General features: G+C 64.8%; 16 protein-coding genes. 11 read left to right on the top strand and 5 right to left on the bottom strand.

The genetic code is table 11. The features are described from left to right. The first annotated feature begins 67 nt into the window (after positions 1-67). From ptsP to HQ394_RS11870, 4 genes are all read left to right on the top strand, one after another. On the top strand, positions 68-2548 hold the full coding sequence (gene ptsP / locus HQ394_RS11885) for a phosphoenolpyruvate--protein phosphotransferase (protein ID WP_190260429.1): 2481 nt from the start codon (positions 68-70) through the stop codon (positions 2546-2548). A 34-nt stretch (positions 2549-2582) separates the two neighbouring features. Then, on the top strand, positions 2583-3536 hold the full coding sequence (gene pfkB, locus HQ394_RS11880) for a 1-phosphofructokinase (RefSeq protein WP_190260428.1): 954 nt from the start codon (positions 2583-2585) through the stop codon (positions 3534-3536). Between the two features lie 18 nt (positions 3537-3554). Further along, positions 3555-5351: a PTS fructose-like transporter subunit IIB gene (locus tag HQ394_RS11875; RefSeq protein ID WP_190260427.1), complete on the top strand. Its 1797-nt coding sequence runs from the start codon at positions 3555-3557 to the stop codon at positions 5349-5351. A 9-nt stretch (positions 5352-5360) separates the two neighbouring features. Continuing rightward, positions 5361-6575: an aldose 1-epimerase family protein gene (locus HQ394_RS11870; RefSeq protein WP_190260426.1), complete on the top strand. Its 1215-nt coding sequence runs from the start codon at positions 5361-5363 to the stop codon at positions 6573-6575. A gap of 156 nt (positions 6576-6731) precedes the next feature. Here HQ394_RS11870 and HQ394_RS11865 read toward each other — a convergent pair whose 3' ends face one another. After that, a complete protein-coding gene (locus HQ394_RS11865) occupies positions 6732-6953 on the bottom strand; it encodes a hypothetical protein (protein ID WP_190260425.1) in 222 nt (73 codons plus the stop codon). A 253-nt stretch (positions 6954-7206) separates the two neighbouring features. Here HQ394_RS11865 and HQ394_RS21565 point away from each other — a divergent pair, with 253 nt between their 5' ends. Then, complete coding sequence (locus HQ394_RS21565; RefSeq protein ID WP_456151419.1) at positions 7207-8016, top strand: sigma-70 family RNA polymerase sigma factor; 810 nt, start codon at positions 7207-7209, stop codon at positions 8014-8016. Positions 8017-8034: 18 nt separating this feature from the next. Beyond that, positions 8035-8811, top strand: a complete 777-nt coding sequence (locus tag HQ394_RS21560) for an anti-sigma factor family protein (protein ID WP_190260423.1) — start codon at positions 8035-8037, stop codon at positions 8809-8811. Between the two features lie 19 nt (positions 8812-8830). Here the strand turns inward: HQ394_RS21560 and HQ394_RS11850 are convergent, their stop codons facing one another. Then, entirely contained in the window at positions 8831-9571 is a 741-nt protein-coding gene (locus tag HQ394_RS11850; protein ID WP_190260422.1) for a DsbA family protein, read from the bottom strand. A gap of 93 nt (positions 9572-9664) precedes the next feature. Then, a complete protein-coding gene (locus tag HQ394_RS11845) occupies positions 9665-11008 on the bottom strand; it encodes a M48 family metalloprotease (RefSeq protein ID WP_223291543.1) in 1344 nt (447 codons plus the stop codon). Between the two features lie 79 nt (positions 11009-11087). Here HQ394_RS11845 and HQ394_RS11840 point away from each other — a divergent pair, with 79 nt between their 5' ends. Together HQ394_RS11840 and HQ394_RS11835 are read left to right on the top strand one after the other, a co-directional pair. Beyond that, positions 11088-12665, top strand: a complete 1578-nt coding sequence (locus tag HQ394_RS11840) for a gamma-glutamyltransferase (RefSeq protein WP_190260421.1) — start codon at positions 11088-11090, stop codon at positions 12663-12665. A gap of 19 nt (positions 12666-12684) precedes the next feature. Next, entirely contained in the window at positions 12685-13866 is a 1182-nt protein-coding gene (locus HQ394_RS11835) for a pyridoxal phosphate-dependent aminotransferase (protein WP_190260420.1), read from the top strand. Positions 13867-13884: 18 nt separating this feature from the next. Here the strand turns inward: HQ394_RS11835 and HQ394_RS11830 are convergent, their stop codons facing one another. Then, a complete protein-coding gene (locus HQ394_RS11830; protein ID WP_190260419.1) occupies positions 13885-14136 on the bottom strand; it encodes a hypothetical protein in 252 nt (83 codons plus the stop codon). Positions 14137-14149: 13 nt separating this feature from the next. Continuing rightward, a complete protein-coding gene (locus tag HQ394_RS11825) occupies positions 14150-17122 on the bottom strand; it encodes an Rne/Rng family ribonuclease (RefSeq protein ID WP_190260418.1) in 2973 nt (990 codons plus the stop codon). Positions 17123-17741: 619 nt separating this feature from the next. On the opposite strand from HQ394_RS11825, the gene HQ394_RS11820 reads away from it, so the two are divergent. From HQ394_RS11820 to prfB, 3 genes are all read left to right on the top strand, one after another. After that, entirely contained in the window at positions 17742-18953 is a 1212-nt protein-coding gene (locus HQ394_RS11820) for an N-acetylmuramoyl-L-alanine amidase (RefSeq protein WP_190260417.1), read from the top strand. A 161-nt stretch (positions 18954-19114) separates the two neighbouring features. Further along, on the top strand, positions 19115-21505 hold the full coding sequence (locus tag HQ394_RS11815) for a penicillin-binding protein 1A (RefSeq protein WP_190260416.1): 2391 nt from the start codon (positions 19115-19117) through the stop codon (positions 21503-21505). A gap of 105 nt (positions 21506-21610) precedes the next feature. After that, entirely contained in the window at positions 21611-22753 is a 1143-nt protein-coding gene (gene prfB, locus HQ394_RS11810; protein WP_190260415.1) for a peptide chain release factor 2, read from the top strand. Positions 22754-22972: the final 219 nt, after the last annotated feature.

The raw sequence follows: 22972 nt of genomic DNA, 5'->3' as shown, positions 1-22972 counted from the left end.
CCGCGCGCTTCTCCCCACGACCACAGCCAACCACTTAGCGCCCATCTTTCCTGGGAGGATCCGAGACATGCTCGCTCTCGACGCCAAAGCTGTCCGCGTCGGCAGCAACCCCCACACCAAGGCAGAGGCCATCCGTCAGGTTGGTGAGCTCCTGGTCGAAGCTGGCCATATCGATCCCGGTTACGTTGCCAGCATGTTGGCACGGGAAAAGATTGCCAACACCTTCCTCGGCAACGGCATCGCCATTCCGCATGGCATTCCCAAGGACCGGGAGCTGATCCGCAAGACCGGCGTCGCGGTGCTGCAGGTGCCGCTCGGGGTCGAATGGAATCCCGGCGAGATGGTGCATCTCGTCGTTGGTATCGCCGCCAAGTCCGACGAACACCTCGAGATCCTCGCCAATCTCACCGATGTCCTGGGCGAGCCGGAAGAAGCGGCGCAACTGGCGAAGACGACCGATGCGGGGCGGATCGCCGCCCGCCTGTCGGGAAGCGCTGCCAGCGCCGCGGCGGCGGCATCCGCCCCGGCAGCGGTGGTGGAGGAACTGGGGGACGGCTTTGACGTCACTATCGACAACCCGCATGGCCTGCACGCCCGCCCGGCAACTGCCTTTGTCAATTTGGCGAAATCATTTCAGGCAACCGTCCGGGTGCGTCATGGCGACAAGGTGGCGGATGGCAAAAGCCTGATCTCGCTGTTGAAGCTAGGCGCCGAGAAGGGCGCCAAGCTGCGCGTAACCGCCGATGGTGCGGACGCAGCCAAGGCGCTTGCGACCCTGAAGGCGGCGATCGAGAAAGGTCTGGAAGACGAAGCCCAGGCTGCCGCCGATGCCGCCCTGCCCATCGTTGATGCCCGACAGACCATCCGCTACGAAGCGCGGACCGTAGCCGCCATATCCGCCTCACCCGGTCTCGCCATCGGTCCGATCCGGCAGTTCGTCCGCGCCAAGATCGTCGTCGAGGCGACGGCGCGTGACGCAGCGGCGGAGCTGAAGAAACTCGATCGGGCGATCGAAAGTGCCAAGCGCCAGCTCGAAGAATTGTTCGACGAAGTGTGGAAGAAGTCGGGTCCGGCCAAGGCCGGCATCTTCAAGGCGCACGCCGAATTCCTCGAAGACCCGGAGATGCTGGATGCGGCACGCAGCCTGATCCGCGAGGGCCGAAGCGCCGGCTGGGCTTGGCAGCACGTCTACGAGGAGCGGGCGGGGATTCTGGCGTCGATGAAAGACGCCGTGCTGGCGGCACGGGCATCCGACCTACGCGACGCCGGCCGTCGCGTCCTCAAGTTGCTGGCCGAGACGATTGAAGACGAGCCTCAGCTGCCGGATCAGCCGGTCATCCTCGTCGCCGACGACTTGACGCCGTCGGATACCGCCCGGCTCGATCCGAAATTCGCCCTCGGCCTGTGCACTGCCGGTGGTGGTCCCACCTCGCATACCTCGATCATTGCCCGCTCGCTGGATATTCCGGCGGTGGTCAGTGCCGGTGACTCGGTGCTCAATCTAGCCGACGGGACCCTCGCCATCCTTGATGGCAACGGCGGCCTGCTGGTGATCGAGCCGACGGAAGCGGACACCGCACAGGCACGGCAGGCGCTGGTGGATCACCAGACGCAGCGCGATGCCGAGCGCAAGGCATGCTACAAGCCGGCGATCATGACCGATGGCGCCCGCATCGAAGTGGTTGCCAACATCAGCGATGTGGCCGAGGCCGCGGCCGCGGTGGAAGCCGGCGGCGAGGGCGTCGGCCTGCTACGCACCGAGTTTCTCTTCTTGCAGCGGGACAGTGCGCCCACCGAGGACGAGCAGTTCGAGACCTATGCGGCTATGACCAAGGCGCTGAATGGCCTGCCGATCATCATCCGCACCCTCGACATCGGCGGCGACAAGGAGGTGCCGTATCTGCAGATGCCGGCGGAGATGAACCCTTTCCTCGGCGAGCGCGGCATCCGCCTGTGCTTCGCCCGCAAGGATCTGTTCCGCACCCAGCTTCGTGCCATTTTCCGCGCCGCGGCGACGGGGCCGGTCAGGATCATGTATCCGATGATCGCCACCTTCGAGGAACTGCAGAAGGCGAAGGAGATCACCGAGGAGGTACGGAACTCGCTCGGCGCCGACCCGGTGGAGATCGGCATGATGATCGAGGTCCCGTCGTCGGCAGTGATGGCCGACGTCTTCGCCCCTGAGGTGGACTTCTTTTCGATCGGCACCAACGATCTGACCCAGTACGTCCTGGCCATGGACCGCCTGCACCCGCAGTTGGCGAAGCAGGCGGACGGTCTCCATCCGGCAGTCCTCAGGATGATCGACCAAACGGTACGGGCGGCCGACGCCGCGGGCAAATGGGTGGGCGCCTGCGGCGGTATTGCCGGCGATCCGCTCGGTGTCGTCCTCCTCAGCGGCCTCGGCGTGCACGAACTCAGCGTCAGCATCCCAAGCATCGCCGCCGTCAAGGCGCAGATCCGCGGCTTGTCACGGGAGAAGACGCGCGCCCTGGCGCAACGCGCGCTCGCCTGCCGTACTGCCGCCGAAGTTAGGGCCCTGGCGTGAACGCCGGCGCGATGATGGAACAAGGATAAAGAGCATGAGCGCTGGAGCAAGCATCGTCACGGTGACGCTCAACCCTTCGATCGATCAGACCGCGAGCATCCCCAACTTTACCGCCGGCGAGGTCAACCGCGTCGCCTGGGAGCAATCGGATGCCGGTGGCAAGGGAGTGAACGTCGCCTCGTTTCTGGCCGATTTCGGCCATCCGGTTGCGGTGACCGGCCTCCTTGGGGCGGCCAACCAAGAGCTGTTCGTTCGCCTGTTCGCCGAAAAGGGGCTGATCGATCGGTTCGTTCGCGTCCCCGGCCATACCCGGGTGAACGTCAAGGTCGTCGACGAGGTGGGCCATCGGGTGACCGATATCAATTTTCCCGGAATCACCACCCACGGCGAAGACCTGGGTGCCGTGTCCGCGGCGATCGATACGTTGAGCGACGAGGGAGGGGAAATCTTCGTGCTGTCCGGCAGCTTGCCGGCAGGCGCCAGTCCGTCGATCTACCGTGAGTTCGTGACGCGGCTGAAGGCACGTGGCCGCAGCGTCGTCCTCGATACCAGTGGCGAGGCCTTTGCCCAGGCGATCGAAGCCGCTCCCGACGTCATCAAGCCCAACATCGACGAACTCGCAGAACTGGTTGGCCATCATCTCGAGGACGAGACGGCGATCGTCACCGCGGCGCGCGCCCTCAGGCAGCGAGGGATCCACTTGGTCGTCGTCTCCATGGGCAGCCGCGGTGCAATCTTTGTGTCCGCCGATGCGGCGGTTCACGCAGCGGCGGCGCCGGTATCGATCAAGAGCACCGTCGGTGCCGGTGACGCGATGGTCGCCGGAATTATCCATTCAACCCTGCAACACCTGGGTGTTGAGGAGTGCGCACGCCTCGCCACCGCCTTCTCGCTCGGTGCCCTCGGCGAAATCGGACCACGACTGCCGCCGCGCGACGTGATCGAGGCATTCACCTACCAGGTCACGACGCGACTCATTGCGGCTTGAGGCGGAGGAAACAGTAAAATGGCGAACATTATCGGCGTTACCGCGTGCCCGACCGGCATCGCCCATTCTCTAATGGCCGCAGAGGCCTTGCGCAACGTTGGCCGCATCGCCGGCCACACGGTGAAGATCGAGTGCCAGGGCGCCGAAGGCACCACCGACACGCTGAGCGACGAGGACATAGCCGCCGCTGACGTGGTCATCCTCGCTGCCGATATCCATGTGGAACGCGACCGGTTTGGCAGCCTGCCAACGTTCGAGGTCTCCACCAGCCGCACCATTCGCGAAACCAACGCGGTGTTGGCGTCGGCGCTCGCCGCAGCGGGGATCGTCACCCTGTCCGCAGCGCCGCCGGCCACCGCCCGGCCCGCCGAACCGGCAGCGACCGCCGAACCGGCCGGCAAGCGGATCGTCGCCATTACCGCGTGTCCCACCGGCATTGCCCACACCTTCATGGCCGCGGAGGCGCTGAAGAAGGCGGCGGCATTGGCCGGACATACGATCAAGGTGGAAACGCAAGGCTCGGTCGGGGCGAAGAACCAGCTCAGCGACGAAGACATCGCCCAGGCCGACGTGGTGATCATCGCCGCCGACACCCACGTGGATCTCGGCCGTTTTGCCGGCAAACCGCTGCACCAGACGTCGGTGGGATCGGCGGTGAAACAGGCGGCAGGCGTCATCGACAGTGCGCTCACCATGCCGGCGACGGCAGCGCCCGCTGCGCATGTGAAGGAGGCCGCGAAGCCAAGAGCACAGGAAAAGGCGGCCGGGCCGTACAAACACCTTCTCACCGGCGTCTCCTACATGTTGCCGATCGTTGTCGCCGGCGGACTGACGATCGCGCTGTCGTTCATCTTCGGCATCGAGGCGTTCAAGGAGCCAGGCACCCTGGCGGCGGCGCTGATGCAAATCGGCGGCGGTGCCGCCTTCGCCATCATGATCCCGGTGCTGTCCGGGTTCATCGCCTACTCGATCGCCGACCGGCCGGGCCTGGCACCAGGGCTGATCGGTGGCATGCTTGCGGTCAACCTGCAGGCCGGCTTTCTTGGCGGTATCGTCTCCGGTTTCCTCGCCGGATACGTGGCCAAGGCGGTGCGGGACTACGTCCGCCTGNCCGGCGCGAATTTCGAGGGACTGAAGCCGGTACTGGTCATCCCGCTGCTCTCCACCCTCGTCGTCGGCCTGCTAATGGTCTACGTCGTCGGCGGTCCGGTGCACGCGATCATGGACGGCCTGACCCGCTTCCTCCAAGGGATGGGGACGACCAACGCCGTGCTGCTCGGCCTGCTCCTCGGCGGGATGATGGCCATCGACATGGGCGGTCCAGTGAACAAGGCGGCCTATGCCTTTTCCGTTGGTCTCCTGACCAGTGACACCTTCACGCCGATGGCTGCGGTCATGGCCGCCGGGATGACGCCGCCGCTCGGTATTTGTATCGCCACCCTCATCGGCCGCAGCCGCTTCACCCAAGCCGAACGGGAGGCCGGCAAGGCCGCCGGCGTTCTCGGCCTCTCCTTCATCACCGAGGGTGCCATTCCCTTCGCGGCGAAGGACCCGCTACGCGTCATCCCGTCGATGGTTGCCGGCTCGGCGGTGGCAGGGGCGCTGTCGATGTACTTTGGCTGTGGTCTACGAGCACCCCACGGCGGCGTGTTCGTCCTCGCCATCCCCAACGCAGTGAGCCACCTCGGCGGCTACGCCATCGCCATCGTCGCCGGCACTCTGGTGACCACCGCAGCCCTGCTCATCGTCAAACGGCCGCTTAACGAGCCGAAACCGGTGGCGGCACTTTCATCGACCACACCGCAAGCGCGGTAGGAGGGCAGCATGCACCCGATCCTTTCAGCATTGCTGAGTGTCGGCTTCGGCCTCCTTTCCAGTGCCGCGGTGGCGAAGGAATTCGTTCTCGTCGATGCCGAGGCCGGCAAGCGCGAGACCGAGTGGTCAATCACCAGCCGCGATCTGGGCATCGCCGCCGGCCCCGCGTTCAGTGTGCACTCGCGTATGCTCGATGGCGGCAAACAGGAAGGCGTCCAAGTGATCGATGTCGACAACGGCCGGCTGTCGTTCACCGTGGTACCGACGCGGGGGATGAACATCGAGCGGGTCACCAGCGGCGATGTCACCCTCGGCTGGAACTCGCCGGTGAAAGAGATCGTCAATCCGGCGTTCATCACCCTCGACAGCCGCGCCGGCCTCGGCTGGCTCGATGGCTTCAACGAGTGGCTGGTACGCTGCGGCTACGAGTGGGCCGGCCATCCGGGCATGGACGACGGCAAGCTCCTCACCCTGCATGGCCGCGTCGGCAACACCCCGGCGTCGAAGGTGGTGGTGGTGGTCGACGATGCCGCGCCGCGCCGCATTCATATCCGCGGCCGCGTCGACGAGAAGGTGTTCAAGTTCGCCGACTACGAGGCCTGGACCGAGGTGTCGACCGAACCCGGCAGCGAAAGCCTGCGCATCAGCGATACGCTGACCAACCAAAGCGATTACGACCGCGAATACCAGGTGCTCTATCACGGCAACTTCGGTCCGCCGCTGTTGGAGGCGGGATCCGAATTCGTCGCCCCGGTCAAGCAGGTCACTCCCTTCAACGACGACGCGGCAAAAGGCCTCGACACCTGGACCACCTACCTGGGACCGACCAAGAACTTTGGCGAGCAGGTCTACAACGTCATCCCCTTCGTCGATGCCAACGGCTCGACGACGGTGATGCTGCGCAACAAGGCGGCTGACCGAGGCATCCGGCTGACCTATGGCGTCGCCGCGCTGCCCTATTTCACCTTGTGGAAGAACACCGACACGCTGCGCGAGGGCTACGTCACCGGTCTCGAACCGGGAACCGGCTTTGCCTACCCGCGGGTAATCGAGCGGACGTTCGGGCGGGTGCCGAAGCTGGCGGCAGGGAAGTCACAATCCTTCGACCTCGATTACACCATCCTGACCGACCGGGAGAGTGTGGCCAAGGTCGCCCGCGACATCGCCGCCATTCAGGCGGGCAGGGCGACGCAGATGCGAACGACGCCGGAGGTGAAGGAGTAAGGACGACAAAGGCTATCGCTGGCGCGCCGGCCTTGCGCTCGGTGCGGACTCGCCCGGTGACGGTGTAGAACGTGGACGCGTTGCGAGCGAACGCGTGCCCGTCCGGCCTTCCACCGGGCGACCCACTCCGGTTCGCTACCGATTTCGTTCGTTGGCTTAAGGGTGCGGCAAGACGACGACGCTACCCTGCATCGATGGCAGGTGATCAAGTGACCGAAAGCCGATGACACCGGGGGTATCGGCGGCAAGGGTAACGGTTTTCACCTCGCCACGCTTCAACTCGATGATCTCGCTGTGGCCGTCGACCTGAATCCGATAGGACGGCCCCTGGATGCCGGTGAAGTGGAGCGTCACTGGTGCCCCCTGAAAGACCACCACCTGTCGCGGCTCAAAGACGAAGGTGCGGACATGCCACGCACCATCCTCCCCGGCGACGTCAGCAGCAGCCCGCCACCGGGCGGTAACGCATCGGTCGGAAACGGTTCAGTGGGGTGCATGCCATCACCCTTGATGTTGGCATTGCCGTCGAGGTGGACCGTAGCGATGAACACGTCCCTGTCGCCGACCACCGACTGGGCCCGCTCCGGCAGCGGCAGGTGCGGCCTTCTGATATTCCTTAGCCGGCTGCGCGATGGCTGGTGCGGCAGCGGCTGCGAACATCGCGAGGGCGGTTGCCGCCAGCGGCACGACCGACCATCTACGGCGAAGCTGGACAGGTGCAGACATCCTTGAAGCCTCCTTGAGAAGGGGACAAACCCGAGCCAGTGGCCGGGTCGAGGACAAAGATGGCTGGCATCCCGCCATTATTCCGCACCGACCGGAATATTCTGCGGAATATTCTACGGTCGAGCGTCATCTCCTTGAGAAGCGATCGTCAGGGTCAGCACGGCTGCGAGGTCGCTGCGAGGTTGGATCGGGCATGTGGTGGGAACATCGCCGTCTGCAGGAATTCGAACGGCTGATGCTGCCATGGATGCCGGCGGCATATCGATTGGCCCGCGCGATATTGGGTAACAGCGACGATGCCGCCGACGTCGTCCAAGAGGCGTTCTTGCGTGCGCACGCCGCCTTCAAGCAATATCGCGGCGACAGCGAGCGGGCATGGCTGCTTGCCATCGTCCGCAATGAAGCGCGGCAAGCGCTACGGACGCGCGCCAAGCATGCCAATGTCATCCCCTTCGACGCCGGTCTCCACGGTGCGTTCGCTGTCAGCGGCGAGCCATCGCCGGAATACATCGCAGCCCAGCGCGGTGAATTCGAGCGGGTGCAAAGCGCCCTCGCCGAGTTGCCGGCCGCCTATCGCGAGGCGATCCTGCTGCGCGAGGTGGAAGAGCTTTCCTATCAGGAGATCGCCGCCGTGGTGAGCGTGCCGGTGGGCACGGTGATGTCACGGCTGCATCGCGCCCGCNGAACAGCTTCGGGCGATGCTGGCGGACCCTGAAACCAGCGGGAAACGAGAATGACCTGCGATGCGGTGTTGCGATCCTTGAGCGAATTTGTCGACGGCGAATTGCCGATCGAACGGCAGGATGCCGTCATCCGTCATTTAGACGCATGCCCCCGCTGCCGCCGCGTTCACGAAGAACTTGCAGACCTTTCTCACCGAATCCGTGCCGCGCCGCAGCCAAGGTTGCCGGAGGGTTTCGAGGCGCGCGTGCGAGCGGGCTTGCGCGAACAAAGCCGCATGCGGCGGGCACGTGCCGGCAAACGTGTAGCGATAGCGATCGCTCCCCTGCTATCGGCAACGGCCGCAGCCGCGATCACCGCGTTCATCCTTGCCGGCCCGAGCGGCGGCGGCAAGGACATCACCGACCCGCTGGCAGACGTGCTGACGGCGCACGTTCGTCTGCTCCTCGACGAGCAACCGGCCCGGATCGCGTCGGACGATCGCNATTCGGTACGGCCGTGGTTCGCCGGCCGCCTCGATTTCGCCCCGGCGGCGCCCGACTTGGGCGCTGAGGGATTTGCGCTGGAGNGGGGACGGCTGGATTACGTCAGTCAGCAGATGGTGGCGGCGCTCGTTTACCGGAGGCGGCAACACGTAATCAGTGTCTTTGCCGCACGCGAAACCGGGTCCGCCTTCCCTTGGAGCNAACCTGCGGCGAAACGCCAGGGCTACAACCTGCTCGGCTGGCAGGCCGGCGGCGTGAGCTACATCGCCGTCTCCGACCTGAACGCCGATGAACTCGCGGCTTTCCGCACGTTGTTCGAAGCGAACCTCCCGAAACGCCCCTGATCGCTTGCCGGCGATGGCGCTATTGTTTGCGCGCGTCGGCGATGGCCTGCTTCAAGGTGTCGGCATCGACGGCGCCTGGCATCAACTGTTCACCAACGATAAACGCCGGCGTACCGTTGATATTCAGTTTCTGCGCCAGTTCCATGTTGGCGTCGATCTTCGCTTTCAGCGCCGGATTGGCCATCGCCGTCTTCAGCTTCGCCGGATCAATGCCGACACTCTTCGCCGTGTCCATGATGACGGTTTCGTCCAGCGCCCCGCGGGTTTGCATCAACGCCACATGGAAGTCGAAGAACTTCGCCGGAGCCAGCGTCCAAACCGCCTGACCGGCCAGCGCCGCCTGTTGCGAGCCAGGGCCGAGAATTGGCAGGTCCATAAATACGGTGCGAACCTTCGGATCCCCTTTCAGTACCTCCTGCAGCGACGGCAGCACCTTCTTGCAATAGCCGCAATGGTAGTCGAAGAATTCGACGACGGTTACATCGGCCTTCGGATTGCCCACCGAGGGCGACGTCGAGTCGTTTTCCAGGGCGGCGCGATTGGCAACGATAGCGGCCTGCGCATCCTTCTCGGCGGAGGCCTGACGCTTGGCTTCATATCCACGCAACGCGTCGACGATCACCTCGGGATTGGCGGTCAGGTAGTCTTTGACAATCGCCTCGATCCGCCGCCGCTCGGCATCACTCGGATCCTGCGCGGTCGCTGGGGTGACGGTGGAGGCGACGACAACCGCTGATAGTATCCAGAAAGCCCATTTCATGCGCACGGTTGCGACCTTTCGTTCAATATGATGGCTATAGGGGTTAAACAGAGGGTGCGCTGCCGTTCCAGATGCTTGCGAACCGAGTGAGCGTCACTCTTCGCGCGCCTGATCGACGGCGGCAATAATATCTTGTGCTTTTAGCCAATTTGGCGACCCCGTCGGCAGCAGGTGTTCCGCCTGCCCGGCGTGGAATTTCGCTTCTGCCGGCTTGTTCAGCAGCATCGCCTCTTCTGCCAGCGCCAGCGAACTCTCCGCTTCCTGGCCATTGCGGCCGGTAGCGATCGCCAGCTGCCGCCAGACAAACGGCCGGTTTGGTTCTATCGCAAGGGACACCTGCAAATTCTCGATCGCCGATGGCAGCATCTTCGGATCGTTGGTCGCAAGTTGGCAGCGAGCAAGGTCAAGGCGTAGCAGCGGCGCGTCCGGCAGCAAGCGAACGGCGGTGGTGTAGGGACCCACGGCCTCCAGCGGGTGGCCACTCTCGAACAGAACCTGTCCCTTCAGTTCATAGTAGTACGGATCATCGGGATGATGCGCCAGCAACTGATCAATCAGCACAATCGACTTCTTCGAGTCGGCAGCGCGATGGGCGGCGATGGCACGGGCATAAAGCGCTTCATCACTCTGGTCACTCTCCGGATAGCGCCGCATGGTCATTCCCGGCTCGTCGAGAAACGCGCGCAGCTTAGCGACCATGCGCTGGTGCTGCCGTTCCAGCGCCGGGCTGACCGGGACCTTGCTATAAGGCGATTTGGCGACGAAATCGGCCAGCGCCTCGATACGATCTTGGCTGAGCGGATGAGTGCGCAGGTAAGGGTCCTGACGTGCGGGCGCCAACAGCTCCTGATTCGACAGGATTTGCATGAAGTCGAGCAGTCCCTGCGCTGACTGATGCGTCTCGTCGAGGAATTTCATCGCCGCCGCATCGGCAGACCCTTCCTGCGTCCGTGAATACTGCAGATAATTGCGCAGGGCGATGTTCTGGCCGCCGGACATCACCGCCGCACCCACGTCCGGCCGGCCGGCCGCTGCTGCCGCGGTGCCGAGCACGAAGGCAAGGATGCTTTCCGCCGTCCCGCGCTTCTGCGCTTCCTGCACCCGAATCAGATGGCCGCCGGCAATATGACCGGTTTCATGCGCGATCACCCCGATCACCTGCCCGGCGTTCTCGCTTTGCACCAACAACCCAGTATTGATGAACAGATTCTGCCCGCCGGCAACGAAGGCATTGATCTGCCTGTCATTGACAAGGTAGATCCGGACTGAGGACGGATCGAGCCCGGCAGCGAGAAACACCGGCGTCGCATAGGCTCGGATCGTCGTCTCGATTTCCGTGTCGCGAATGAGCGAAATGGATTGGCTCTGGGCGCGGGCCGGCAGACACAGCACCAGCGTCAGAACAAGAGCGAGAACGGATTTGAACAGCACCGGCACCGGAGAATACCCACAACGACCGCTGGGCTTAGCTAGTAACCGAAACCGCCCACGTCAATCGAAGGTTGCGATTACGGCAGTGGCGATCGGGCTCGCCTGTGTGGTTGGCTGCAGTAGCGGGCCCCGCCTGCCGAGGGGGACGGGCAGTGTCCAGTCGGCGCAGTATGGTGCGACGGCGGCTGACGATCCGCAAGCGGCTCTCATCGGCCGCGATATCATATCTACGGGAGGTACCGCCGCCGATGCGGCGGTCGCCATGTATTTTACCATGGCGGTAACTGCGCCGGCGAACGCCAGCCTGGGTGGTGGCGGCCTCTGTCTCGTCTTTTCTGCTGCCGACAAAAAGGTGGAGACACTCGACTTCCTTCCGCGTTCGCCGGGGACAGTTCCGCCGACGGCAGACCGCCCCAGCGCTGTGCCCGGCAATCCACGCGGCTTCTTCGCCCTGCACGCGCGCTTCGGCCGGATGCGCTGGTCGGAACTGCTGGCACCGGCAGAAAACCTCGCCCGGTTCGGCACCCCGGTGTCGCGCCAGCTTGACCGTGACCTGGCACCGATGGCTCCGGCCCTCGCCGGTGATCCGGAGTTCCGGCGCATCTTCGGCCGGGCCGACGGCAATGGCCTGGTTGGCGACGGCGATACCGTGGTCCAACTCGATCTGGCGACGACCATCGCCCGCCTGCGCACCGAGACGCCGAGCGAGTTCTACACCGGACAGTCTGCGGGCCAATTGGTCGCCGCGACGTTACGCGCCGGCGGTTCGCTCGACCGTGCCGATCTCGCGGCCATGCTCCCCAGCTGGAACGCCCCGATCGTTGTCACCGCCAACGACCGTAAAGCCTATTTCCCATCGGTCCCGCCGCTCGCCGGCGGCATCGAAGGGCAGATGTGGGCCATCCTTGCAGGTGACGACCGTTTCGCCGACGCGTCCCCGGCAGAGCGCGTGCATATGCTCGCTGAAGCTGCCATTCGCGCCTTCGCCGCCGCCGACAGAGGAGAGACTGTCGCTACGGGCGACAAGCAGGCTCTGGTCAACGCGCCGCACATCGCCGGCCTGTTTACCGACTACTCGCCCCGACGGCGAACCGCCCCAACAAGCAGCACTGTCAGTCCGCGCCTGGAAACACCCGCCGGCGCCGGACTGATTGCCGTTGATGGCGGCGGCAACGCCGTGGCCTGTACGGTGACGATGAACAACCTGTTCGGAACCGGCCGGATTGCCCCCGGCACCGGCATTGTCCTCGCCGCCGATCCGGGGACGGGAGGACGCGGTTCAGCGATGCTGGCACCGATGATCGCCACCGACGATAAGACGCGCTACTTCTATTACGCTTCCACCGCCGCCGGCGGCGTCGCTGCGCCGCAGGCGCTGATGAACGTGGCCGCGCGCACGCTGCTGGCTGATCAGCCCCTTGCCGAAGCAATGGCCTATCCCCGTCTCGTTGCCTTGCCGGAAACCGAGCGTGTACTGGTAGAAGAATCGATGAATGGCGCCGATACGGCCGCGCTGCAGCAGGCCGGCCACGTGCCGGTGCCGACGCGGTTGCTTGGTCAGGTCAATGCCATCTTCTGTCCGAGCGGCGTGCCGGACCGTCCGGACCTCTGTGTTCCGGCGACCGATAAGCGCGGCTTCGGCGTGGCGTTGACCACGCGGTGAGCGCTCCTCGCGGTAGCCGATGGTGAGACTGTCCGGCCGCAGCGCCATTCCGCCGTTCATCGTCATGGACGTGATGCGCGCCGCCGACGCGCGTGCCGCCGCCGGTGACCCTGTGGTGCATCTGGAAGTGGGCCAACCCTCCACTTCCGCGCCACCGCCGGTGATCGAGGCGGCACGCCTGGCATTGCTGCGTGATCGCCTCGGCTATACCGATGCGCTCGGCCTGCCTGCTTTGCGGCAACGGATCGCCCGCCATTACGGCGAACGTTATGACCTGAGCATCGACTGGCGACGCATCGTCGTCACCACCGGGTCCTCTGCCGGCTTCGTCCTCGCCTTCCTTGCCGCCTTCGATGCCGGCGATCGCCTGGCAATGGCTATCCCCGGCTATCCTGCCTACCGTCACATCGCCAGCGCCTTTGGCATCGTCACCGCGCCGATCGTGGTCGAAGCGGCGACGCGCTTTCAGCCGACGGCGGCGATGGTCACCGCGGAGGTGCCCCCGCAGGGGCTCATCGTCGCCAGCCCGGCCAATCCCACCGGTACCGTGCTCGGCAGCGAGGCCCTCGCCAATCTGGCGGCGATCTGTGCCGAGCGGGATATCACATTGATCTCGGACGAGATCTACCACGGCATCACCTACGATGCGCCGGCCTGCAGCGCCCTGGCCGCCACCGACGATGCCATCGTCGTCAACAGCTTTTCGAAGTATTTTTCCATGACCGGCTGGCGGATCGGCTGGCTCGTCGTCCCTGAGGCGATGACGCGGCGGATCGAATGCCTGGCGCAGAACTTCTACATCTCACCGCCCAGCCTGTCGCAACACGCGGCGATCGTTGCCTTCGACTGTGAAGAGGAGTTGCAGCGCAACGTCACCCGCTACGCACGCAATCGGGCGCTACTGGCAGCGACCCTGCCTGAGCTCGGTTGGCCACGCTTTGCCCCTGCCGACGGGGCCTTCTACACCTACGTGGACGTGAGCGCTGATACCAACGATAGCTTGCGCTTCAGCCAGCGCCTGCTCGCCGAGGCGGGTGTCGCCACCACCCCGGGGGTGGACTTCGATCCGGTCAACGGCCATTGCTGGCTGCGTCTGTCCTACGCCGGCGCCACCAGCGAAATCGAAGACGCCATCGCCCGTCTAGCGGCGTGGCGTGGCACCACGGGCGGCACCAGGCCGCCCGCGACGTCATCATCTTAGCGCTCAGTCCTTGTCCTGCTAGGTCAGGAACCGTGTCCACCAACCACGACGGGCCTTGTGCTGCTCGTCGTCGTCATCCTCGCCGACGTGGATAACCTCGGTACGGCGCAGATCTTCCGTCGCTGGCGACGGCTCGGACTCTCGTTCGAGCATTTCGCCCTCTGCCTGCCCGCGATCCTCGCCAACCATGGCGGCCTCGGCAGGCTCCGCAGGTAAGTCGCCCGGCAAGGCGAAAACCGGCGGCGGCGCGTCTTCCACCGGCACGGCCACAAACGGCTCCCCGTCAAACGACGGCGCGCTGGCTGGATGAACTCCGGCTCCGCCGGCGCAAAGTCCGCTTCAAGTTGCATCGCCATGGCGGGGTCGCGTCGTCGACAACGTCGACAGCTGGCGGTGTCAGCGGCATTGACGCCGCATCGGCTACCGTCTCGCCCGCAAGATCGGCGACATCGCTCGCAACGGCAGTCGTGACGTCCGCATCGATAGCAGCGGCCATCTCCGGGGCGTCGATCTCGGGGGCATCACTTGCCGGTGCCGGGGCATCGCTCGCCTCGGCGGTGACGGCTTCGATTGCGATCGCTTCGGCCGCCATTGGCTCAATGACGATAGGCTCAGCAGCGGTCCAGGCAGAGTCGGCACGCGGCGCATCTGCATCCGCTTCGCCGGCGGCAGGGAAGCCACCGTCGTCCATGCTGACAGCTTCGGGCATCGGCTCCAACGGCGGTAGTGGATCGCTCGCCACGAAGGTTTCACCGATGACCGCCCGATCGCGATAGTCCGGAACGAACCCGGTCAGGGGTGGATTGACCACGCTATCGAGAAAGGTGAACGCGGCCGTTTGCGGCTCTTCCACGATCGGTGCCACCGGCAATGGATCTACTGGCGGCAAATCCATCTGCGGTTCTGCTGGTGGTTCGCTCTCCGCCGTTTTGCGCGGACGCGGCGTCCGCCGCCGTGTCCGCGGCCGCTTAGCAGGGGCTGCAGCAGCGCCGTCCGCCGGCGTATCGCTCTTCTCCGCCGCCCTCTCCTCGCTCAGCACCGCGGCGATTGATGGCTCGCTATCGTTGTCAGTGCCATCGTCGCCAACATCGTCTTGCGCCGCAACCACGTCGGCTGCGTCTTCGGTGAGCAACCCGTCCGACGGGCGGACTTCGTCGTCGTCAACAAAGTCCTCTGGCTCGTCGTCGACCGTAAAGGTATTGGCAGCGATGTCGGCGTCATCCTCCGGCTGCTCGACGGGCGCTGACGCGGCCATGTCGCCGGTGATCTCCCGATCATCGCTGCGGCGCGACCGCCGACGACCGCCGCGCTTGCCGCGCCGCCGGCGCTTCTTCGCCGGTTCGGCCGTCGCGCCGGCGCCGGCTTCGGCTTCGCTCTCGCCGTCCGCCTCGCCCGCATCGTCGAGTTCCTCTTCGTCGTCTTCCATGTCCTCGTCGACGAACTCCAAGGCCGGATCGTAGCCAGCATCGGCAACCGGCAGCGCCTCCATCGCCGCTGCTTCGTCCTCCGGGCGCCGACGTCGACGACCGCGACGACGGCGTCCTCGCTTGGCGCTGTCCTCCTGCTCTGCCTGCGTCTCTGCCTCGTCCTCGACCGCCGCAACAGCGGCGACCTCCTCGACCACCGCGGCAGCGGCCACCTCTTCAACGCGCGCTTCGATGCCGCGAAGGCGTTCGATGCGGCAATCGGGCGGGATCAGCGAGTCATCGGCGGTGACGGCGACGATCAAATCGTAGCGGTCCTCGATGGCCACCAGCGAACGACGCTTGATATTGAGCAGATAATTCGCCACCGCCGACGCCATCGCCACGCTGATCTCGGCGGCGCGATGCCGGCTCCCTTCTTCTTCGATCTTGCGCAGCACGGCGAGCGCCGTTGACTCGGTGGTGCGGCGCACCCCCGCGCCGCGGCAATGCGGGCAAACCTCGAAGCTGGTTTCGAGCAGGCTCGGACGCATCCGTTGGCGGGACAGTTCGAGCAGACCGAAGGGACTGATGCGGCCGATCTGGGTGCGGGCCCGATCGCCCTTCATCGCGTCCTTCAGCCGCCGCTCCACCAGCGCCTGATTGCGCGGGACCTCCATGTCGATGAAGTCGATGACGATCAGCCCGGCCAGATCGCGCAGCCGCAATTGGCGGCCAATCTCGTCCGAAGCCTCCAGGTTGGTCCGAAGCGCCGTCTCCTCGATATGCCGTTCGCGGGTGGAGCGGCCGGAGTTGACGTCGATCGTCACCAGCGCTTCGGTGGGATTGATCACCAGATACCCACCCGAGCGCAGCTGGACGACCGGCTGGTGCATGGCGTCCAGCTGGTCTTCCACGTTGTACGCTTGGTACAGCCCGCCTTCCGGCTCCTCGTAAAGCTTGACCCGCTTGGCGTGGCTCGGAATGAACAGCTTCATGAATTCGCGGGCGATCTTGTACTCCGGCTCGCCCTGGATGATGATCTCTTCGATGTCGCGCTCGTAGTGATCGCGGATCGATCGCTTGATCAGGCTGCCTTCCTCGTAGACGAGGGCGGGCGCTGTCGATCCTAGCGTGGTTTCGCGGATGCTGCTCCACAATCGCATCAGGTATTCGTAGTCGCGCTTGATTTCGGCCTTGCTGCGACCGGAGCCGGCGGTGCGGACGATGACCGCCATCCCCTCCGGCACCTCCAGATCGGTAAGGATTTTCTTCAGCCGCTTGCGATCGGTGGTGACTGTGATCTTGCGCGAGATGCCGCCGCCGCGCGCCGTGTTCGGCATCAACACGCAATAGCGGCCAGCCAGCGACAGATAGGTGGTGAGTGCGGCGCCCTTGTTGCCGCGCTCTTCCTTCGCCACCTGCACCAGCATGATCTGACGACGCTTGATCACCTCTTGGATTTTGTAGTGACGCGACGGCAAGCGTAGGTGCCGTCGCTCCATGTCGTCGTCATCGTCGATGGCCTCGCCGTCCTCAGCCTCCTCAGCCGCGGCACGGCTTTCTGCCTCGCGCGCCAGCGCGGCCTCTTCGGCCAGCAGCCGTTCGCGATCGGCGACCGGAATTTGATAGTAGTCAGGGTGAATTTCGTTGAAGGCGAGAAAACCATGGCGGTTTCCGCCATAGTCGACGAAGGCCGCCTGCAGCGACGGCTCTACGCGGGTAATTTTCGCAAGGTAGATATTGCCTTTTAGTTGTTTCCGAGAAGCTACCTCGACGTCAAACTCTTCAAGGCGCGCCCCGTCGATCACCACGACCCGGGTCTCCTCGGGATGCGCGGCGTCGATTAACATTCGCTTCGATGGCATACATAGAACTCCATGGCGCCGCACTCGGCCCCGGTCGCGTGCGACCCGACCAACGGCGGCGTGGCAACAGAATGCCGAAGGCGCTTGCGCCCAACTCGCCAGCCGCTCCACACGAGAGGAGCGGTTGACGGTCAAAACGCGCTGCTTGCATCGGCATGATCAAAATTTGGCTTCTTCCAGCTGCATTGCGTTCCTGGTGGCTACCGCGAGCGCGCCTTCATCAGGTCATCTTTACCGCGAGCGTCGCATCCAGATCTGCATTCGGGAATACACTTGCCCCCAAGCATCCCACATCTGATACAATAAGGCCACGCGCGTTCGAGAACAAACACAAAGTTCGCCTGTCCTACCGTTGCGATACGGCGAAACCTGTTGAAAATCCGAGGTCTCCAGCGTAATCCTGCGATGGCGTGTCATGAATTTGCCGTCCTCCAGGCACTTCGTGTGTCGGCTTACGGGGTCAACGATGCTCGCCTCCCAGTTGCTGGCTATCGCGCGACGCTTTGTCGTAGCGCCGACAAATTCACCCGAACGCCCTCACCGTCCGTCAATGGCAAGGCCCCTTTGGCGAATCGCCCCGCGGGGCTTCGCATGCCGCGCCCGCATGCTTCTTCTGGCCGTGCTACTCATGGCGGCACTGCTTCCCGGGCCGCTCCTTGCCAGCACGCCGCGTCTGACGGCATTGAACGCCCAAGCCAATGGGCCTCTCTCCACCTTGTCGCTGACGCTCAGTGAGCCGGTGACCTACCATGTCTTTGCCCTGGCCAACCCGGATCGGATTGTCATCGACCTGCCCGAGATGCAACTGACGTCGCGCAACCTGCCGCGCGATACCGGCCTGATCGGCACCGTTCGTACCGGGCGACCCAGTGCCGGGTCCTCCCGCCTAGTGATCGAATGCACCGAGCCGGTCACCGTCGCCGCGACGCAGCTGCGCCCGACGCAGCAGGGCCGCAGTCATATCCTGACCGTCAGCCTGCGGTCAGCCAAGTCCCGCAGCGACTCCGGTCTGGCAGCGGTCATTCCCCCTACGACCACCGGGCGGTATGCGGCCACCGGCTGGACAGCGCCGCCGCCGCGCCGTCCACCGGGCGAAGTGCGCAGCGACAGCCTGCTGCCGGTGCGCAAGGTGGTGGCGCTTGATCCCGGCCACGGCGGCCACGATCCTGGGGCGATGACCCCATCGGGGCTGATGGAGAAGGCGATAACCCTAGCGACCGCGCGTGAGCTGCGGCGCGAACTGGAGGCAATCGGCGGTTATCGGGTAATCCTGACCCGCAACCGCGATACCTTCATTGCGCTGCGTGACCGGATCGCCATCGCACGTAAGGCCGGAGCGGACGTGATGGTTTCAATCCACGCCAACAAGCTGGACAATCCCTCCATTCGTGGTCTCTCAGTCTACACCCTCTCGGAAAACGCCTCTGATGCCGAGGCGGCTGCGCTGGCAGAGTCGGAAAACAAGGCCGATGTGATTAGCCATCTCGACCTTCGCGGGGCAACGCCCGAAGTGACGAACATTCTCATCGATCTGGCGCAGCGGGAGACGATGAACAGTTCCTCCCGTCTCGCCTCGCTGGTGGTCGATCGGGTAGGGCGCGACGGGCCGCTGCTGGTCCGCCCGCACCGTTTCGCCGGCTTCGCCGTGCTAAAGGCGCCGGATGTTCCCTCTATCCTCGTCGAACTCGGCTTTATTTCCAACAAGGAGGACGCCACCACGCTCGCCTCCGCCGACGGCCGACGCAAACTGGTGCGCGCGCTGGCGCGCGGCATCGATGCCTACTTCGCCCGTGTCGAGATGGCGAACAGCCGTTAGCTAGCGGAGCAGTGATAACAAGCGTGTGATGCACTGGCGCGACCGCCGCCACCATCGGTGGCGGTTCCGCAATGGCATGTACAGACTGGTAGCAAATCGGTTAACCTTATCCCTGTATCAATAAGCGCGAACCGCATCGACGCTTTCTGGGACTGGGACAAGTGTTGCGTTTTATTTCGTCGCTCTTCGCCGCTCTCGCGGTTGTCGTCATCGTCGGCATCGCCGGCAGCGTGATTTTTGTGCACACGCTGCAGCAGGATCTGCCTGACCATACGCAGCTGGCGCGCTATGAGCCACCAGTGGCAACCCGGGTCTACACCGGCGACGGCGGTCTGCTGGCAGAGTATGCCACCGAGAAGCGAATTTTTCTGCCGATCGATACCATTCCGCGTCGGGTGATCGATGCCTTCATCTCCGCCGAGGACAAGACCTTCTACTCCCACCCTGGCATCGACATCTCCGGCGTCGTGCGCGCGGCGCTCACCAACTTGAACAACCTGGGATCGGACCGGCGACCGATCGGTGCGTCGACGATAACCCAGCAGGTGGCGAAAAACTTTCTCGTCGGCAACGACATGACACTGCAGCGCAAGGTCAAGGAAGCTATCCTGGCCTTCCGCATCGAACGCGCCTTCAGCAAGGATCATATCCTCGAACTCTACCTGAACGAGATTTATCTGGGTGGCGGTGCCTACGGCGTCGCCGCGGCCGCGCTCAACTACTTCAACAAGAACCTCGACGAACTGACCATCGCCGAAGCGGCTTTCCTCGCCGGCCTGCCGAAAGCGCCCAGCACCTACGATCCGGTTCGCCAGCCGGCGATGGCGAAGGCGCGACGCGATTGGGTTATCGGCCGGATGCAGGAAGACGGCCGGATCACCGCCGAGGAGGCGGAAGTAGCGCGGCAAACGCCACTCGTCACCCAGCCACGGCAGGCCGCCGGCCTCGTCCAGGCTGATTACTTCGGCGAGGAAGTGCGCCGCGACATCGCCAAACGCTACGGCGAGAACGCCCTCTACAAAGGCGGCCTGACCGTTCATTCCACCCTCGATGCGCGGCTGCAGTCTATCGCCGACTCGGTGCTGCACAATGCGCTCGAACGTCTCGACCGCCCGCACGGCTGGCGGGGGCCGATTGCCGAACTCACGGGTAGCGGCGCGAAAAAGGGAACACCGCCTGCCGACTGGCAAGCCCAACTGGCGGCGATCGAAACGCCGGGAGGCTACGAGCGGCTGCGGCTGGCCGCCGTGCTGCAGCGGACGGATGCCGGCCTCAGGATCGGCTTTGCCGACGGCACTCAAGGAACGGTCCCGGCGGCGCAGACCCGCTGGATGCGCCCCGCCACCAGCTACCACGGCGGCACGGTGGCGGTGGGCGATGTTATTGGCGTCGACCCCATCGGCGCCGACACCTACGCCGTCCACCAACCGCCGATGGTCGAAGGCGCACTGCTAGCGCTCGACCCGCACACCGGCCGCGTCCTGGCGATGACTGGCGGCTACTCCTTTAAGCTGAGCCAGTTCAATCGCGCCACTCAGGCGATGCGGCAGCCGGGTTCGACCTTCAAGCCCATCGTCTATCTTGCCGCCTTTGAACAGGGCTACACGCCGTCGTCGATCATTAACGACGCCCCCTTCGTCGCTGACCAGGGGCCGGGGATGCGCCCCTGGACGCCCGGCAACTACTCCAACAAATACTACGGGCCGACCACGCTCCGCGTTGGCCTCGAACAGTCGCGCAACGTTGTCGCCGTCCGCCTCGCCGACGAGATCGGCATGGATCGGGTCGTCGACGCGGCAAAACGTCTCGGCGTCACCGATAACATGNCCCCCTACCTCGCCTATGCCCTCGGTGCCGGCGAAACGACGCTGATGAGGCTCACCGCAGCCTACGGCATGCTCGTCAACGGCGGTCATCAGATCGTGCCCACAGTGATCGACCGGATCCAGGACCGTTATGGCCGCATCGTCTACCGCTACGACCCGCGCATCTGCGTCGGTTGTCTTGGCGGCGACGGAGGTGCAGTCATCCCGGAGGTCATCGACGACCGGCCGCAAGTCACTGACGAAGCCAGTGCCTATCAGGTGGTTTCGCTGCTGCAGGGCGTCGTCGAGCGTGGGACAGCGCAAAAGGCCATGGCCGGCATCGATCGCCCTCTCGCCGGCAAGACCGGCACCAGCAACGAGGCCCGCGACGTCTGGTTCATCGGCTTCACGCCCGACCTGGTGGCCGGCGTCTTCATCGGCTACGACGAGCCGCGTTCGCTGGGCGACCACGCCGCCGGCGGCACGATTGCGGCGCCGATCTTCCGCGCCTTCATCGAAAAAGCGCTGGAGGGTACCCCGCCTACCCCCTTCCGCGTTCCCGCCGAGGCACGGCTTGTCCGCGTCGACGCCAAGTCCGGCAAGCCGACCAACTCCGGCAATCCCAATGCCATCCTCGAAGCGTTCAAGCCGGGAACCACCCCAGATACAGTGGCCGCAGGCAGTGCGCCGCGCAAGCCGTCACAATATACCGCGGGGCCCATTACCGGGACCGGCGGCCTCTATTGATGCGGGCGCCCATCACGGCAGCTCACACGCCCTTGTCCCGGCTTGCTCCCACGGGCGACGCTCGTTACATCCTCGTAACCGCGACGGAATGGGAGTGAATTGAGAATGCGCGCCGAAACCGAGGCCCTCGCTCAGCAGATCAGCCGCTCCATTGACCGGTTGCGGAGGCATCTTTNNGACTACGATGCGGCCACGGCACGACTGAACGAACTGAACGTCGCGGCAGAAGACCCGGCCTTGTGGAACGATCAGGTGCGCGCCCAGGCGGTGATGCGCGAACGGACCCGCGTCCAGAGTCGGCTCGACCGAATCGATGACCTGCTGCGCGAGCTAACCGACACCATCGAACTGGTCGAGTTGGGGGAGGCAGAGGGCGACGTCGGCGTGGTCGCCGAGGCCGAGGCGGCGCTCGCCGACATGCAAAAGGCGGCGGCGCGAGCGGAGCTTGAGGCGTTTCTCTCCGGCGAAGCGGACGGCAACGACTGCTATGTGGAGGTGCATGCCGGCGCCGGCGGCACCGAGGCGCAGGACTGGGCCGAAATGCTGGCGCGGATGTACACCCGCTGGGCAGAGCGGCGACGCTTCAAAGTCGAATGGATCGAAGAGAGTCCGGGCGAAGAAGCCGGCATCAAATCAGCGACCATGCGTATCCTCGGTACCGACGCCTTCGGCTGGATGAAGACCGAGTGCGGCGTCCACCGGCTGGTGCGCATCTCGCCCTTTGACAGCAGCGCCCGGCGCCACACCAGCTTTGCTTCGGTGGGTGCCTATCCGGTGATCGACGACTCCATTGAGGTGGAGGTGCTGGACAAGGATCTGCGCATCGACACCTACCGCGCATCCGGTGCCGGCGGCCAGCACGTCAACCGCACCGATAGCGCAGTACGGATCACCCACTTGCCCACCGGCGTCGTCGTCCAGTGCCAGACCGACCGTTCGCAGCACCGCAACCGGGCGATGGCGATGCAGATGCTGCGCGCACGCCTCTACGAGCTCGAACTGCGCAAGCGCGAGGAGGCGGTGCACGCCGAACACCAGGCGAAATCGGAGATCGGCTGGGGGCACCAGATCTGCTCCTACGTCCTGCACCCGTACCAGATGGTCAAGGACCTGCGCACCGGCATCGAGACATCGAACACGCAAGGAGTGCTCGACGGCGATCTCGATGCGTTCATGATGGCCGCACTGGTGGCAGAGAAGACCGGCGAGCGACCAGGCGAGGCAGCGGCGGTCGATCCGGCGAATTGACCCAGCTTGCCGTTTTCACCCTGCCGAGCGTTGGCGCGAGACCATCGCCAGGACGCCAGGCGACGAGAAAACCGGTGAAGAGGATACTATCGACGACACCAGGAGTGGTCCGGGCGTTCGCCGCCCGGCGTCGCGGCGATGCGTTAACCGCTGGTGGTCGGCGCGACGCCTTGGCATCATGCTGGCCGCGCGGCTGTCCGCTGAAAACCTGAGCCTGAT

Origin of the sequence: Defluviicoccus vanus, from assembly GCF_014672695.1 — a bacterium.
GTDB lineage: Bacteria > Pseudomonadota > Alphaproteobacteria > Rhodospirillales > Defluviicoccaceae > Defluviicoccus > Defluviicoccus vanus.
Note: the sequence above shows the minus strand (reverse complement) of the source record. Positions and strands in the feature narration are given on the sequence as shown.

Excerpts from the sequence above, each read along its gene's own strand:
- HQ394_RS11820 (WP_190260417.1), top strand. The coding sequence starts at position 17,742 with ATGCTTCTTCTGGCCGTGCTACTCATGGCGGCACTGCTTCCCGGGCCG.
- pfkB (WP_190260428.1), top strand. The coding sequence starts at position 2,583 with ATGAGCGCTGGAGCAAGCATCGTCACGGTGACGCTCAACCCTTCGATC.
- HQ394_RS11835 (WP_190260420.1), top strand. The coding sequence starts at position 12,685 with ATGGTGAGACTGTCCGGCCGCAGCGCCATTCCGCCGTTCATCGTCATG.
- HQ394_RS11825 (WP_190260418.1), bottom strand. The coding sequence starts at position 17,122 with ATGTTAATCGACGCCGCGCATCCCGAGGAGACCCGGGTCGTGGTGATC.
- HQ394_RS11870 (WP_190260426.1), top strand. The coding sequence starts at position 5,361 with ATGCACCCGATCCTTTCAGCATTGCTGAGTGTCGGCTTCGGCCTCCTT.
- HQ394_RS11850 (WP_190260422.1), bottom strand. The coding sequence starts at position 9,571 with ATGAAATGGGCTTTCTGGATACTATCAGCGGTTGTCGTCGCCTCCACC.
- ptsP (WP_190260429.1), top strand. The coding sequence starts at position 68 with ATGCTCGCTCTCGACGCCAAAGCTGTCCGCGTCGGCAGCAACCCCCAC.